Here is a 14,305-nt window from a genome sequence, read left to right on the forward strand (position 1 = left end):
ATGAAAAATACAATAACAGAAGCGCTTATTTACGAGTCGCAAGGACTAAAAGATGATGCACTTGAAGTGTATAAAAATATCTTAAAAAACGACGCAGATAACAAAGATGCGCTTGCTGCGATAAGGCGTTTGAGTGGGATTAGAAAATCTCGCAAGATAGCAAATGAGCAGATGAAAGAATTTTTCTTGCAAATGCGAACACAACACGAGATAACAGAGTTTAAAAGGTGGCTTATAAGATTATGAAACTTGATGATATAGCAAAAATGGCGATTAATGAGGTTAGTGCAGAGCTTGAAAAGATCGAGAATTTACATGCTTTAAATACTCAAAATACAGAGCAAAAATCACAAGCGCAAAAGCCAAAATTTCAGATAAATGAAGCTCAAAGCGTAAGCGAGCAAATAGAAAATGGTGAGATTTTAAGTAGTGAAAAGATATTTTTAATAAATTTAAAAGAGCGCACAGAGGTACTATTTGAAGGGCTAAATGAGCTACCAAAAGAGCTTGTGAATGAGCGACTAGAGCTGACGCTAAAATTTTTAGAGTTTGTCCTAGCAAATGTTGAAAACCGCCTCGAAAACCTTAACAAGTAGCAATATTAAAGATACTATAGCGCTACTTATATCAGATGATAAGTTAAGTAGTGTAAAAAAACTGCTCGCACCGCATACAAAGCGTGCATATTTGGTCGGCGGTTGCGTGCGTGACTCCTTGCTTGCACGAGAAGTTTATGACTATGACATCGAGGTTTATGATATCAATCCTAAGCGTTTTGATGAGATTATGCAAAGTGTAGGTGCAAGTGGCGTTGGCAAGAGTTATTTTATCTACAAATTTGATGCGTTTGACCTTGGCTTGCCGCGCACTGAGAGTAAAACTGGCAAACTACATACTGACTTTAAAGTAAGTTACTGCAATGATGAGCGTGAAGCCTCAAAGCGGCGCGACTTTAGCATAAATGCTATGATGATAAATATATTTAGTGGCGATATACTTGACTTTTGGGATGGTAAACAGTGCCTTAAAGATGGCATTTTGCGTCATATTGATAATGAAAAATTTTGTGAGGATGCGCTTAGGGTGTTGCGTGGGGTGCAGTTTGCATCGCGTTTAAATTTTGACATTGCAAACGATACTTTAAGGCTTATGAAAAGTATTGATTTGTCGCACCTTAGCAAGACGCGTATTTCAAATGAGCTTATAAAATTTATGCGTGCAAAACACCTTGAAAAAGGTGTGTATTATCTTTATAAATTAGGACTTTTTAAGAAATTTTTTGGTTTGAATTTAGATAAAAATGAGCTTGAAGAGTTAATAAATGAGCTAAAAAATGCGCGAAATTTCATCCAAGATGAGCGAGTGTTTTTGTATGTTTTGGCTGGATTTTGTGGTGTAGATATCAAAAATATCGTGCATGATTTAGCTTTGCCAAATAGCTTTTTAAGTGTACTAAAGCATCCATTTTACAATAAAATGCCAAGCGATTTTGAGATGATGAAAATTTCGCTTGATATGCCACTTAGTAAGTGGCTTGGATGCAATAGGCTTGAGCGCATAAAGCGCGCAAAAGAGCTTGGCGTGTATGATGAAAAATTTACGCCAAATATTGATACTAGCGAGATAATGTCGCTTGGTTTTAAAGGAAAGGAATTTGGTGCCGAGCTAAATCGCCGTCAAGATCAAGCCATTTTGCTATATTTGCAAAGCCTTAAAAAGTGCGATTAAACCGCTTAAAAGGGCGTTTTGGCTAAAATATCTTTCAAATTTATGTCAAAGGCGCAAATTTATGTTTAACATCGTTTTAGTTCATCCGCAAATTCCTCAAAATACAGGCTCTATAGGCAGAATGTGCGTGAATGCAAATCTTGCACTACATATTGTAAAACCGACGACGTTTGAGATAAGCGAGAAGTCTGTAAAAAGAGCTGGGCTTGATTACTGGGCGCAGCTTGAGCCAAAAATTTGGGAGAGTTTAGATGAGTTTTTGCAAGAAAACATGAAGTATAAAGAGCGATTTTTCTTTGCGACCACAAAGACAAATAGGCTATATTTTGACGCTAGTTATGAGCTAGGAGATTTTTTGTTTTTTGGCGGTGAAAGCACGGGTTTGCCACAGGAGCTTATGGCTTTAAATTTCACAAACGCTATTACCATACCGATGGGCAAGCATGGCAGAAGCTTAAACCAAGCCACAAGCGTGGGCATAGTCGCATATGAAGCTATACGCCAAAATATTGATAAATTTGATTTTAGAAAGCCACTATGAGAGCTTTTTTGGTTTTGATTTTACTATGTATTTTTGCTTTTGGAAGCACACTAAAGATCGCTACTTATAATGTTGAAAATTTATTTGACGGCGAAAATAATGGCAATGAATATCCTGATTTTCGTATCGAAAAAGGCAAGTGGAGCAAGCAAAAAGCAAGCCAAAAAATTTATCGCATAAGAGAGGTTTTAAATGCCCTTGATGCTGATATTATAGCGCTTCAAGAGGTTGAAAATGAGCAAATTTTAAAAGAGCTAGCAAAAGGTACAAAATACACTTACGCTACCTTTGCTATAACCAAAAATGCACCCATAGGTCTTGGCGTACTTTCTAAAATTCGCCCCGAAGATAGCGAGCGTTTTACCGTAGCTGGAGTAAAAACTCGAGATATTTTGCGGCTTGGTTTTAGGCTTGATAACGAGCGTTTTGAACTTTTTGTTGTTCATTTTCCAGCTTATAAAAGAAATGGATTTAAAGCACAAAAACACGCTGAAATAACGCTAAAAACCGCTCTTGGAGAGCGCAAAAATGTGATTGTTTTGGGTGATTTTAATACGCCATTTGGTAGCGGTAAAACAAACCTTCTTTACGATATCATGACCACAAAAAATTATACAAATTTATGGAATGAGCTTGCCTATAAGGAGCGCTACTCGTTTGCTGCTTATGGCAAAAAGCGGGCGATCGATCATATTTTACTTTCACGAGAATTCTTGACTAATGGCAAGCTTGTTTATGTTTGTGATAGTTTTAATGTGTTTAAGCCTGATTTTATGATGGATGGTGGGTTTGTAAAAAGATATGATAAATCACGCCTTTATTCTGATCATCTTCCATTGTTTTTTGAAATTTCAACCGATATAAAACAACGCTGCGGTATAATAGATAAAATTTTAAAATTTAGGTGAAAAATGGGTGTTTTAGACTGGGTCATGCTCGTGGCTTTTATGGCATTTTTGCTATTTATGCTACGCGGAATGACTGTGCAAATCATGAAAAAAGATAAGAAAAGACGAGAAAAAAAGAACAAGAAGGATGAAAATGAATAAAGAACTTTTAATAGAAATCGGCGTAGAAGAACTGCCGGCGATACCGTTTTTAAAAGAGTTGCCAAACATTAGATCAAAGTGGCAGGCAGTGCTTGAAGAGTATCGTTTGGCAAGTGAGTTTGAGTTTTATTTTACGCCACGAAGACTTGTGCTCTTTCACAAAAATTTTGCTTTAAAGCAGCCTGATAGCGTAGCTCAGATGATAGGAGCACCAAAGCATGTGGCGATAAAGGATGGTGCGTTTAGTCCTGCGGCGATTAGCTTTGCGAAAAAATGTGGCATCAGCGAGAGTGAGCTGAGGTTTAAAGAGATAGATGGCAAAGAGGTTTTGTATTTTGAGCGTGAGGAAAAAGGCGCGAAAATTCAGAGTTTGCTTGGAGATATGGTTGAGAAATTTCTACTAAGCCTAAACTTTGATAAGTCTATGCGATGGGGAAGTGGCGAGTTTGAGTTTATCCGTCCGATAAGATCATTTTTGTGTCTTTTTGGCGATGAAAATGTTGAGTTTGTTAAATTTGGCATTGCAAGCGAGGCGGCTAGTTTTCCTCACCGAAGCATTGGTTATGACAAGGTTAAAATTTCAAGTATTGCTGAGTATTTTAGCGGTGCAAAAGAGCGTGGCATAGTGCTTGATGCAAATGAGCGAAGGGCTAAAATTTTAGAGCAGTTTAAGGCTATTGAAAGCAAAAACAGCATAGAAATAGGGCTTGATGAGGATTTGCTAGATGAAGTTATGGCTATCACGGAGGCTCCAACAGCACTGCTTGGCAGCTTTGAAGAGGAGTTTTTGCAGGTTCCAAGCGAGGTCATCATCACTTCGATGAAGGAAAATCAGCGCTACTTCCCAGCCTTTAAAAACGGCAAATTAAGCAATCACTTTGTTGTTGTTAGCAACTCGCTAAGTAGCGAAAATTCACTCATAGTGCGTGGAAACGAGAAGGTTTTACGCGCAAGGCTTAGCGATGCGATGTTTTTCTGGCAAAGCGACTTAAGGGCGGAGTTTAGCCATGAAAAGCTAAAAAACATCACCTATCTAAAAGAGCTTGGAAGCACTTACGAAAAAACAGAGCGTGAGTTAAAGGTCGCTCTTGCTTTGGCTGAAATTTTCGCCGATCGCTTAAAGGCCGAAGTCGGAGCAGAGTTTAAGGAGCTGTTAAAACGCGCTGTAATGCTTAGTAAAGCGGATCTTACAAGTGGTATGGTATATGAATTTACCGAGCTTCAAGGTGTGATGGGTGGCTACTATGCAAGAGCAAAGGGCGAGAGCGAGGCAGTTGCAACGGCGATAAGCGAGCAGTATCTGCCAAATGGCGAGGCAAGCGCTATGCCTAGCACCGCATTTAGCGCACTTGTTGCACTTGCGATAAAGCTTGAGACGCTTGTTGGGCTATTTAGCGTAGGTAAAATTCCAACCGGAAACAAAGACCCATACGCACTTCGTCGTGCGGCAAATGGCGTGATAAAAATTTTGCAAGACAATGAGCTTAGCTTTGATATGGCAGAGTTTTTAAACGATATAGCAAAAGGATACGCGAACTTTGATGTAGGCGCGCTTGTGGGCTTTATAAATGAGCGACTTTATACATTTTTTGAGTGTAATCCTTCTATCATCAAAGCTTGCTTAAGCTCGGCAAAGGGCGACTTATTAGCGCAAATTTCAGCTATAAAAGCGCTTGAGAAGGTATGTGATAGTGAGAGTTTTAGAGAGAATTTCAGCACATTTAAGCGCCTTGCAAACATCATAAAAGATGAGATAAAAACAGGAGTTGATGAGGGCTTGTTTGAGGTGGAGGCTGAGAGAAAGCTTTATATTGAGTTTAAGAAAGTGGTGCAACAGTGTGAGTTAAGCGATGAGGATAAGCTTAATGCGCTTTTTGCGCTAAAAGGAGCAATAGATGGCTTTTTTGATGCGGTTATGATAAATGCTGAAGATCCTAAAATCCGCCACAACCGCCAAGCGTTGGTGGGTGAAATTTACAGTGAGTTTTTAAAAATCGCTGATATAAAAGAGATAAGTTTATAAAGCTTGCAAAAAGCTTTGAATATTTAAAACAATGGCTCAGCGTTTGTAACATTTTACTCATATGATGAGCTTAGAGTCAAAATATTATTTGTCATCCAAGCCGTTAGTATAAATACGGCTTGGAGTAGCATAGAGTTAGTGCTAAGATTATAAATTTTAGTCTAAAATTTCAAGCTTTGAAGTAAGGTCTGCCATGCCTTGTGCGTATGGAGCTGAAGTCGTAATGGCATCAATATTCGTTCTTGCAAACTCTGCGACATTTTTAGCGTTTATACCACCGCTTGCGATTATTCTTGCGTTTGGATAAATTTCATCGCGCAAAGCAACTGTATTTTCAAGCATTTGTGGACTAAATTTATCACACTGCACTACATCCACGCCGGCTCCTAAAAGCTCTTTTGCTTGCTCTAAGCTCTCGACTTCAACCGCTATCTTTCGCTCTGGCATTTTGGCTTTAAAGCTTGGAATTTGCGCTAAAAACTCATCAAAACTAGCATAGGCTATGATGTGGTTTTTAAAAAATAAAATGCTATCGCTAAGTCCTAGCCTATGCACTCCGCCACCACCCTCTATCACGGCTTTTAAGCAGAGCTTTTTGGCAAATGGAAAGCTTTTACGAGTGGCTAAAATTTCACATTTTTCATTTTCAGCCTTTGCAAGGCGAGTCATTTGATTTGTGTAGGTGGCTATTTTGCAAGTGTATTCAAGCATGATTTGTACTAGTTTCCATGCTTTATGAACATTGCTGTAACTACCCAAAATTTGCACTATCATATCGTTTGTCTTTGCTGTTTGAGTGTTTTGTATCAAAATTTTAGCTTCACATCCAAGTAATTCCGCCGCTCTTGCGGCTACATCAATGCAGCTAACCACCACCTCTTCTCTGGTAAAAATTTTTAAAACTGCTTGCTTTTTAATATCTTGAAGCGATGTTGTTAGATCAAAATATGGCAAATCCTCGGCAATGTAGGCTAAAATTTCACTATCACTTATATACATTTTCGTCCTTTTTCCAGCAAGTTGTGTCAGAGATGCCAAGCTTTTGTGGGTCAAACTCAGGATTTAGACCGGCTTTTCGCTGGTTTTCGTAGTCTTTTAGTGCCTTTAAAACAACTCGTGAAAGCATAAATATGGCTATGATATTTATAGTTGCCATCGCTGCCATAAGTATATCGGCAAAATTCCACGCAAGTGACAGGTTCATTTGTGCGCCAATAAAGATCATAATGATAGCGCTTATTTTGAATGTATTGATGACAGTCTTGTTCTTGGTAAGAAATTTTATGTTTGCTTGGGCATAGTAAAAGTTGCCAATAAGTGAAGTGATAGCAAAAAGTACGACTGCAACGGTAGTAAAGTGCATGCCTATGTTACCATAATACTCTCTCATCGCAGCTTGCACAAGAGGTAAAGCAGTGAGAATTTCGCCACTTGCACCTGTTTGTTTTGTGATGTAGGCTTGCGAAAAAAGTACTAGCATTCCAGATGCGATACAAATAGTCATATCTATAAAAACTGCCACAGCTTGAACAAGCCCTTGCTTTACAGGATGGCTCGTGTGCGCAGCCGCCGCAGCATTTGGCGCAGAGCCCATACCAGCTTCGTTTGAAAAAAGACCACGCTTAATACCAATAACTATCACACTTCCAGCAAATCCACCAAAAATCGCTTCAAAATCAAATGCGCTATCTAGTACAAGCTTTACTACGGATGGAATTTCACTTAAGTTCATAAAGACACATATAAAAGAGAGTCCAACATAGGCGATAGCCATAAATGGCACTATGTAAGAGCTTATCTTGCCAATAACATGACCTTTTGAAAAAAAGATGATGGCTGCAAATGCCATTAGTATAAGTCCTATGGCTAGCGGCATTGAACTATCTGCAAATTTTACATCCGCGCCAAGTTGATCATAATACACTTCAAACGCCGATGTCATCGTGTAGCTTTGTAGCCCATTAAATCCATAAGCGTAGGCAAGGATAAGTATAACAGCAAATATTGCTCCAAGCCATGGAAGCTTTAGCCCTGTTTTGATATAGTATGCTGGACCGCCCTTAAAGCCTAGATTATCCTTTGTTTTGTAAATTTGAGCTAGCGTGCTTTCAGCAAATGCTGATGCTGCACCAAAAAATGCCATGACCATCATCCAAAAAAGCGCACCAGGACCACCAGCAACTAGTGCAGCTGATATGCCTGCGATGTTTCCTATGCCAACTCGTGAGGCAGTTGAGATCATAAGGGCTTGAAATGGCGTAAGATGGTGTCTGTTGTAGCGATCTTTTTTTTCTACAAGCACTCGAAGTGCTTCAAAAGCCATACGAAACTGAACAAAGCGCGTAATATAGCTAAAATATATGCCAGCAGCAATAAGCGCAATAATAAGAAACGATCCATACAAAAAGCCGTTAGTGGCGTCAAGTTTAAGATTTATAGCATTTAAAATTTCAGTTAAGTTCAAGTAAGCTCCTTTGTTTTTTCTTAAAATATTATATTTAAAAATTATTTAGAAATAGCTTTTTGAGATGAAAATTTTTAAAATTTATTATTTATCAAAAAAATAAAAAATATTTTTGTAAAGTCACAGATTTTAAAAACACAAAAAGCACTTAAAATTTACTTTAAATGCTTTTTATATCATTTATACTGCAGTTTGTGTTTTGCGAGTTCTGCGTTTTTTAAGTGGAGCTTGTTTGGTTTTTATCAAAACTTCATCCTTTTGTATGCGTAAATTTCGCTTTTTGCGTGCGTTATTTATCATGCGCTGCGCAAAGCCATTATTATAAAGTCCGTGATGATAGATGCTAAATCCCACAAGTGCGATACCAGATATAATGTGTGCGGCTTTTATGGCTTTGTTTTTCATGCCAAAAGCGCTAATTGTCACAAGTCCAAGCGATACTCCAAGCCCTATTTTTGCTACTTTTCTCTGAGTTTCTAAATTTAGTAGCGAACCTTGAATGCTGTTTTTTATATTACTTTGCAAATTTCACACCTTTCATTGAGTTTAAAAGTAGCCAAATGGTCGTACCGTTGTGAAGGACGGCTGTTGCGATAGGGTTTAGCATTCCAATCGTTGCAGCGCCTAAAATAGCTGTGTTGATGCCAACGGTTGCGTTGAAATTTGAGCTGATGAGTTTCATGGTATTTACTGCAAGCTCTTTTGCAATCGCAACGCTTGCGATGTCATCTTTTAGCAGGCTAATGTCTGCTGTAGCCTTTGCGATGTCGGCACCTTTATGCATGCTTATACCAACATCTGCTTTACTAAGACTAGGGGCATCGTTTATGCCATCGCCAACAAATGCCACCTTTTTGCCCTGTGCTTTTAGCTCATCAATAATGAGTGCTTTATCGGTCGGCAAGCACTCGGCAAAAACCCTATCACAGCCTAGTTCGAGTGCTACTTCTTCGGCTTTTTGTCTAACATCTCCACTTAGCATTATGATCTCTTTTACGCCCAGCTCGCGTAGTTTTCTAAGAGTTAGCTTAGCGTTTTCTCTCATGTCATCTTTCATCGCTATAACGCCAACAAGCTGTTTGTCATAGCCTACATAAAGTAGGGTAAGACCACTGTTTAGAGCCTTTTGTATTACGGCATTGTGTGGGGCAAAATTTATACACTCATCATCTTCTAAAAAGTGGCGCGATCCGATCACAACCTCTTTGCCGTTCATAGAGGTTTTTACGCCGTGAGCGACTATAAACTCGACTTCGTCGTGATGGATATGGCTAAAGCCACGCTTATTTGCAGCATCTACGATAGCTTCGGCAACTGGGTGAAAGTAGTGTTCTTCTGCGCTTGCGGTTAAATTTAGTATGTCACTTTCACTCATGCCATCTTTAAATGAGTAAATTTCAACAACGCTAAGTCTCCCATGTGTGAGCGTGCCTGTCTTATCAAATACGAAAGTATCGGCACTATTTAGTGCTTCAATCGCCTTTGCACCTTTGATTAGGATGCCGTTTCTGCCAGCTTTTGAGATGCTTGACTTAAAGGCAACTGGCGTGGCAAGCTTAAGTGCGCAGGAGTAGTCAGCCTGAAGCACGCTAGCAACACTATTCATGTCGCGCTTTAAAAGATAGCTTGCTCCTGCTAGGCTAAGCGTTACTGGAACCAGTTTGTCGGCTAGCTTTGTGGCTTTTAGTCCAATGGCTGATTTTTCATTTAGCGAGCTTTGGATATACTCTTTAATGCGTGCTGTGGCTGTTTCGTCGCCAACATTTTCAGCCCAAATTTTTATCCTTCCATCTTCAACGACCGTGCCACTTATAACTCTATCTCCACGCATTTTGGCTACTGGCTCAGCTTCACCAGTCATAGATACTTGATTAACACTTGCGTTGCCATCTACGATGTAACCATCAACACCTATCGTCTCACCAGCTCCTACTACAACGATATCGCCCTTTTTTAGCGTGTTGGTTTTTACCTTACTTAACACAAATTTGCCATTTTGTCTGCTCTCTACCCAGACCTCTTCGATGTTTGGCTTAGCTAGCTCTTTTATTAGGTCATCGCTTCTGTGCGAGGCGCTTTCTTCCATGTATTCGCCAAGATTTAGCATAAAATTTGTGCTGTTTGCTGCTAGATGATCGCCTCTGGCAAGGCTTACGCCAATAGCCATTGATTCAAGAACTTTTGATGTAATGCCGTCGTCCTTAAGCTCTTGCATGCCTTGGAGCAAATTTGCGCTACTTGCGTAAAGACCAAGTGCAGTTTTGGCGTAGCTACTTGATATAAGTGGCGATAAAGCCATAACTGCGCCAGCCTTATATATAGGGGCTTTGCTTGGCAGACTTTTGTCCTTTGGCTTTGTTGGCATCTGTAGCGTTCTTATAAATACCAAAATTTCATCCAACTCACCAGTATGCTCTACGATAATGCTCTTTGCGTATTTATTCACGCGCACGCTTTTTACAAGTCTGTGTTCGCCTATACTAGCCTCTATAAAGCTTACATCGCTGCGATTATTTAGTGATTCGCAGTGAATTCTCGCGCGATTTTTACATATATGTATTATGCGCAGGTTATTTTTGTGCTTCAAGCTCTGCTTTAACATCTTCAAATCGCTCTTTTAGCTCTTCTATGCCAGCATTTACTAGCTCGCCACCTTTTATAATAGCTTTAAATAGGCACTCTTGAGCTTTTGGATTGGTTAAAACATACGCTGCAATACCACCAAGTGCAAGACCTTTTACAAAGCCAGCGACATTGAAATTTTCAGGTACAAATGGTAAATTTTGAGCTGCCTCATTTATGGCACTATCAACTGCATTTGGCTGGGTTGGTTGTTGAACTATGACTTGCTCGCCCTCTTGTAAAATGTATGGATTTTTCATTTTTCCTCCTTGATTAGGCTATTTATAATTAAAACAGAGCCAATGCCAGCACCAACACTAAGAGCTGCGTTTAGGTATTTTGCGCTTGCAATTTGATTTGATGCGTGTATCGCAACAGCAGTTGTTATCCCGCCAACTAGTGACATTTTTATCGTTTTTTTAGCTAAATTTAGCTTATCTTTTTCATTTAAATTTAGCGTTACCGTACCGATACCAGCTATAAGCGCCCCGCTGATAAAGTGATCGGCGGGGCTTCTTGTTGTTGTTAAAAAGCTATTCATCGGTTAGCTCCTTATGCGATTGGTTCTGGGGCTGGAGTTAGCGTAGTGGCTGTCTTGTTTTTACTTTGAGCTGGCTTACGCTTTGCTGGCTTTTTGGCTGCTGAAGTTTTTACTGTTTTGTTAGCATTATCAGCTTGTATTTGCTCTTTTGTTTGTTTTTTAGTTGTTTTTACAATCTCATTAGCAAATTTCTTCCCTTTTTGTAAAACTTCTTTGCCTTTTTCTAGTCCATCTTCAGCCAGATCTTTACCCTTGTCTAGCCCCTCTTTTGCTATATCAAAAATTTTTTCGCGCTTATTAAACGCAACAACAGCTAGTGCGCCAAGCGCGGCTCCTGTGATAAATGGTAGTGCCATGTTTGATCCTTTATTTGGTATTGTTTTCATCTTGATTTTCCTTTAAATTTTTGCTTGTCATCTGTGTGCCCAATGCACCTAAAGCTAAACCACTAAAAAATGGGAAATTTGGATTTAAAAGTAGTTTTGAGATCTGCTCTTTATCCATTTTTCCGCTTATTATTTGATTTATTTGTTCGCTCATATCGTTAAAATTTTTTTGATAATTATTTAAAATATTTTCGCCAAAATTTTGCTCTTGTGTTTTATGGCTTTGGCTTGGTTTTTTTATCAAGCAGTCCGCAAGCTCTGCTTTTAATGACATGATATATTCGTTGTTTGAAGTTGCCCAGAGACGAAAAAACATATCCTTTAGTGTCTCATCTTCGCAAATTTTACAAAGATTGTCATAGTTTTTATTTAGACTTAGCTCATAATTTAGAGCAAAAATATATGCTTCAAAAGTATTGCTAGCCTCAAAATTTTGAGCATCTAAAGCCTCTTTTATTGTTGCTTCATCAAGCTCATTTTTTGAAAGTTGGGCATAGTTTTCAAGAAGTGTTAGTCCATTTTTTCTTATTTTTAAAATTTGCTCAAAAGTATCACCAAATTTAGCCAAACACTCATAGAGTTTTTCGCCAGTCTTTTCGCTTATATATGCGATATTTAAGAGTTCTTTGCTCATGCTATCTTCTTTGCTATTGAGTTTATTTTTTCACTAATGTGAGCTAAATTTTTACCTTCAAGTAGCTCATCCCAAAGCTCTTTTGCAAAAATTTTTGGGTCATAATGTATGGTTAATGAGCCGATTATTTTATTTAGCTTTACATCTTTTATGCCATCTATTTTTTGTATTATCTCATCAAGTGAACCCAAATTTTCACTACTTGCAAACTCTTTTATCTTGCTACTTACACGCACCCTTATCCTACCTGGTGTATGGCTAATGGGATTAAAGTAAGAGGCTATTTTAACAAGTAGTTGTGGCGAAATTTCCATATTTTTCCTTTATTTTTGTATGATTATGACGAGTTGTTATTTAAATGCAACTTAAAGTTTTTTGCATATCGTTATCAATTATTTTTGATAGAACTGCACTCAGCACAAATCCCATAAATTATCATCGAATGTGACTTGCACACAAAACCATGTTTGGCACAAATTTCATCTTGTCTGGATTCTATCGTCTCATCGCTAAAGCTTATGACCTTGTGGCATTTTTCGCATATTAGATGATCGTGATGAGATTTTAAGTTTAGCTCATATTTTTGCACGCCATCTGTTTCATATGTGTTTGTTAGGTGGCACTCATCAAGAAAATTTAAAAAGCCATAAATGGCAGTTAGTGAGATAGTTTCGCCATATTTTTGCGAAAAAATTTGTTGGATCTGAGCCGCACTTAAATGGCTTTGGCTTTGGTATAAAATGCTTAAAATTCGCTCTTTTATGTATGAGTTTTTATAGTTTAGTTGGCTAAGAAATGATGAAAAATTTTTGTAAAAGCTCTCAAAATCACCCATTTAATACCTTTATACTCTTAATTTTATAAAATTTGCGCTTAATGAGCGATAAAATCAAGCAAAATTAAGCTTTTTTTGGTATAGTTTCGCAATTTTTTAAAACTAAGGAATGCAAATGACTTACGACGAGCTTGAACTAGACGCCGTTTTGCTTGAAATTTTAGAAAATCGTGGCAGTTTTGATAGCATGGATGATGAGGAGCTTTATGAACTTATCGAGCATGTAGCCACTTTTACGGACGGCGATTACGAGGAGGCGTTTGAATATATGACGCAGTTCTCACCCATCTCTAAAAAACGCTTCGTTTCCCTCTTTATGATCTAAGATTGTTAGCTAGCTTTTACATTTTTGATGTATTTGCTAGCTTTTTGACTCCTTTTATCACAACTTTTTTATCCATACTAGCGCTTTTGCGGATTTAAAAATTTTAATTTTTTAGATACAATACCCAAAAAAGGATAAAAATGAACAAATTTATACTTCTGGTACTTGCTTTTTTGTGCTTAAACGCAAATGATATAACAAATGGCGATGTGGAAATTTATGCTACATCAAGCCCTAAAAATTTAACTATTGATGGTGCTCAAAAACGCTGGATAAGTGCTAAAAACTCAGACTTAAAATTTGCAATAGTTGCGGCGAATTATCATAAAAGAGGCGAGATAGTGCTTAAAAATGGTGATGAAAGTGTGGTTTATAATGTTGTTTTGGGAGATTATAAAAAAGAGCAAATAAGTGTCAATAGTAAAAAAGTAAATCCTCCAAAAAAGGTACAAAAACGAATAAATGATGAGAGAGAAGAGGCAAATAAAATTTACAACACGCAAAATTTAGGCTTAAAAATCAGCCAAAAATTTATACTACCACTAAACTCGCCTATCACAAGCCATTTTGGCTCAGCTCGCGTTTTTAATAAAATGCTTAAAAGTTATCACGGTGGGACAGACTTTAGAGCTGCTGTTGGCGTAGAGGTGGCTGCTAGCAATGATGGTGTCGTTGTTATCGCCAAAGATCGCTACTATGCAGGTGGATCTGTTGTTATAGATCATGGAGAGGGCATTTACACTCAGTATTATCATCTAAGCAAAATTTCAGTAGAACTTGGACAAGAGATAAAAAGGGGCGAAATTTTAGGGCTTAGTGGTGCTAGTGGTAGAGTTAGTGGTCCGCACTTACATTTTGGAGTCATAGCCGATGGCGTACAGGTAAATCCGCTAAATTTTATTGAAAAAATAAACAAGTTTTTAAACTGATTTTTTGCATTAGCTATGATACTTAATAAAATTTCAAAAAAGAGATAAAATGAGTATTTTTCATAAAATTTTATACAAAAAAGAATCTGAAAAATAAGCCTAGTACTAAAGAGTAAAACGAGTGGAAAAACGCCAAATATGTATGAGTATAGCAAAATTTAGCAAATACAAATCGTCTGACTGGGATGCTATCAGTGATGAGTTAGCAAATCTATCCAGAAGCTAAAG

At 38.0% G+C, this 14,305-nt stretch carries 19 protein-coding genes; 9 read left to right on the top strand and 10 right to left on the bottom strand.

The window, feature by feature from the left end; genetic code table 11:
* The 7 genes from U5B17_RS02375 (at nucleotide 1) to glyS (ending at nucleotide 5,341) form a co-directional block, all read left to right on the top strand.
* Nucleotides 1-246, top strand: a complete 246-nt coding sequence (locus tag U5B17_RS02375) for a hypothetical protein (RefSeq protein ID WP_230056287.1) — start codon at nucleotides 1-3, stop codon at nucleotides 244-246.
* A complete protein-coding gene (locus U5B17_RS02380; RefSeq protein ID WP_430803755.1) occupies nucleotides 243-596 on the top strand; it encodes a CiaD-like domain-containing protein in 354 nt (117 codons plus the stop codon). Before U5B17_RS02375 ends, U5B17_RS02380 begins: the two co-directional genes overlap by 4 nt.
* The gene (locus U5B17_RS02385) at nucleotides 565-1,728 is read left to right on the top strand and encodes a tRNA nucleotidyltransferase/poly(A) polymerase-related protein (protein ID WP_430803756.1); all 1,164 of its coding nucleotides are present in this window, start codon (nucleotides 565-567) and stop codon (nucleotides 1,726-1,728) included. Before U5B17_RS02380 ends, U5B17_RS02385 begins: the two co-directional genes overlap by 32 nt.
* A 61-nt stretch (nucleotides 1,729-1,789) precedes the next feature.
* A complete protein-coding gene (locus U5B17_RS02390) occupies nucleotides 1,790-2,269 on the top strand; it encodes a tRNA (cytidine(34)-2'-O)-methyltransferase (protein WP_430803757.1) in 480 nt (159 codons plus the stop codon).
* Entirely contained in the window at nucleotides 2,266-3,177 is a 912-nt protein-coding gene (locus U5B17_RS02395) for an endonuclease/exonuclease/phosphatase family protein (RefSeq protein WP_430803758.1), read from the top strand. The genes U5B17_RS02390 and U5B17_RS02395 overlap by 4 nt, the downstream gene beginning before the upstream one ends.
* Nucleotides 3,178-3,180: 3 nt before the next feature.
* On the top strand, nucleotides 3,181-3,318 hold the full coding sequence (locus U5B17_RS02400; RefSeq protein WP_430803759.1) for a hypothetical protein: 138 nt from the start codon (nucleotides 3,181-3,183) through the stop codon (nucleotides 3,316-3,318).
* Nucleotides 3,305-5,341, top strand: coding sequence for a glycine--tRNA ligase subunit beta (gene glyS / locus U5B17_RS02405; protein WP_430803760.1), 2,037 nt, complete (start codon nucleotides 3,305-3,307; stop codon nucleotides 5,339-5,341). The genes U5B17_RS02400 and glyS overlap by 14 nt, the downstream gene beginning before the upstream one ends.
* A gap of 156 nt (nucleotides 5,342-5,497) precedes the next feature.
* On the opposite strand, the gene modD is transcribed toward glyS, so the two are convergent.
* From modD to U5B17_RS02455, 10 genes are all read right to left on the bottom strand, one after another.
* Nucleotides 5,498-6,340 carry a ModD protein gene (modD, locus tag U5B17_RS02410; protein ID WP_430803761.1) on the bottom strand — a complete coding sequence of 281 codons (843 nt, stop codon included), beginning with the start codon at nucleotides 6,338-6,340 and terminating at the stop codon, nucleotides 5,498-5,500.
* Nucleotides 6,327-7,805, bottom strand: a complete 1,479-nt coding sequence (locus U5B17_RS02415) for an alanine/glycine:cation symporter family protein (RefSeq protein ID WP_430803762.1) — start codon at nucleotides 7,803-7,805, stop codon at nucleotides 6,327-6,329. Before U5B17_RS02415 ends, modD begins: the two co-directional genes overlap by 14 nt.
* A gap of 180 nt (nucleotides 7,806-7,985) precedes the next feature.
* Nucleotides 7,986-8,330: a helicase gene (locus tag U5B17_RS02420; RefSeq protein WP_430803763.1), complete on the bottom strand. Its 345-nt coding sequence runs from the start codon at nucleotides 8,328-8,330 to the stop codon at nucleotides 7,986-7,988.
* Nucleotides 8,320-10,407, bottom strand: a complete 2,088-nt coding sequence (locus U5B17_RS02425) for a heavy metal translocating P-type ATPase (protein ID WP_430803864.1) — start codon at nucleotides 10,405-10,407, stop codon at nucleotides 8,320-8,322. Before U5B17_RS02425 ends, U5B17_RS02420 begins: the two co-directional genes overlap by 11 nt.
* Nucleotides 10,376-10,687 (bottom strand): MBL fold metallo-hydrolase, encoded by a 312-nt coding sequence (locus U5B17_RS02430; RefSeq protein ID WP_430803764.1) that lies wholly within the window; start codon nucleotides 10,685-10,687, stop codon nucleotides 10,376-10,378. The genes U5B17_RS02425 and U5B17_RS02430 overlap by 32 nt, the downstream gene beginning before the upstream one ends.
* Nucleotides 10,684-10,968, bottom strand: a complete 285-nt coding sequence (locus U5B17_RS02435) for a Cys/Met metabolism pyridoxal-phosphate-dependent enzyme (RefSeq protein ID WP_430803765.1) — start codon at nucleotides 10,966-10,968, stop codon at nucleotides 10,684-10,686. The genes U5B17_RS02430 and U5B17_RS02435 overlap by 4 nt, the downstream gene beginning before the upstream one ends.
* A gap of 11 nt (nucleotides 10,969-10,979) precedes the next feature.
* Entirely contained in the window at nucleotides 10,980-11,354 is a 375-nt protein-coding gene (locus U5B17_RS02440) for a hypothetical protein (RefSeq protein ID WP_430803766.1), read from the bottom strand.
* Nucleotides 11,335-11,988 carry a ferritin-like domain-containing protein gene (locus U5B17_RS02445; RefSeq protein ID WP_430803767.1) on the bottom strand — a complete coding sequence of 218 codons (654 nt, stop codon included), beginning with the start codon at nucleotides 11,986-11,988 and terminating at the stop codon, nucleotides 11,335-11,337. The genes U5B17_RS02440 and U5B17_RS02445 overlap by 20 nt, the downstream gene beginning before the upstream one ends.
* Nucleotides 11,985-12,302 (bottom strand): HMA2 domain-containing protein, encoded by a 318-nt coding sequence (locus tag U5B17_RS02450; RefSeq protein WP_430803768.1) that lies wholly within the window; start codon nucleotides 12,300-12,302, stop codon nucleotides 11,985-11,987. The genes U5B17_RS02445 and U5B17_RS02450 overlap by 4 nt, the downstream gene beginning before the upstream one ends.
* Before the next feature lie 74 nt (nucleotides 12,303-12,376).
* A complete protein-coding gene (locus U5B17_RS02455; RefSeq protein ID WP_430803769.1) occupies nucleotides 12,377-12,823 on the bottom strand; it encodes a Fur family transcriptional regulator in 447 nt (148 codons plus the stop codon).
* A 115-nt stretch (nucleotides 12,824-12,938) separates the two neighbouring features.
* On the opposite strand from U5B17_RS02455, the gene U5B17_RS02460 reads away from it, so the two are divergent.
* Together U5B17_RS02460 and pgp3 are read left to right on the top strand one after the other, a co-directional pair.
* Entirely contained in the window at nucleotides 12,939-13,148 is a 210-nt protein-coding gene (locus tag U5B17_RS02460) for a hypothetical protein (RefSeq protein WP_230056304.1), read from the top strand.
* A 140-nt stretch (nucleotides 13,149-13,288) separates the two neighbouring features.
* Nucleotides 13,289-14,077, top strand: coding sequence for a peptidoglycan metallopeptidase Pgp3 (gene pgp3 / locus U5B17_RS02465; protein ID WP_430803770.1), 789 nt, complete (start codon nucleotides 13,289-13,291; stop codon nucleotides 14,075-14,077).
* Nucleotides 14,078-14,305 lie beyond the last annotated feature (228 nt).

The sequence above is a fragment of the Campylobacter australis genome (assembly GCF_050586305.1).
Classification (GTDB): Bacteria; Campylobacterota; Campylobacteria; order Campylobacterales; family Campylobacteraceae; genus Campylobacter_A.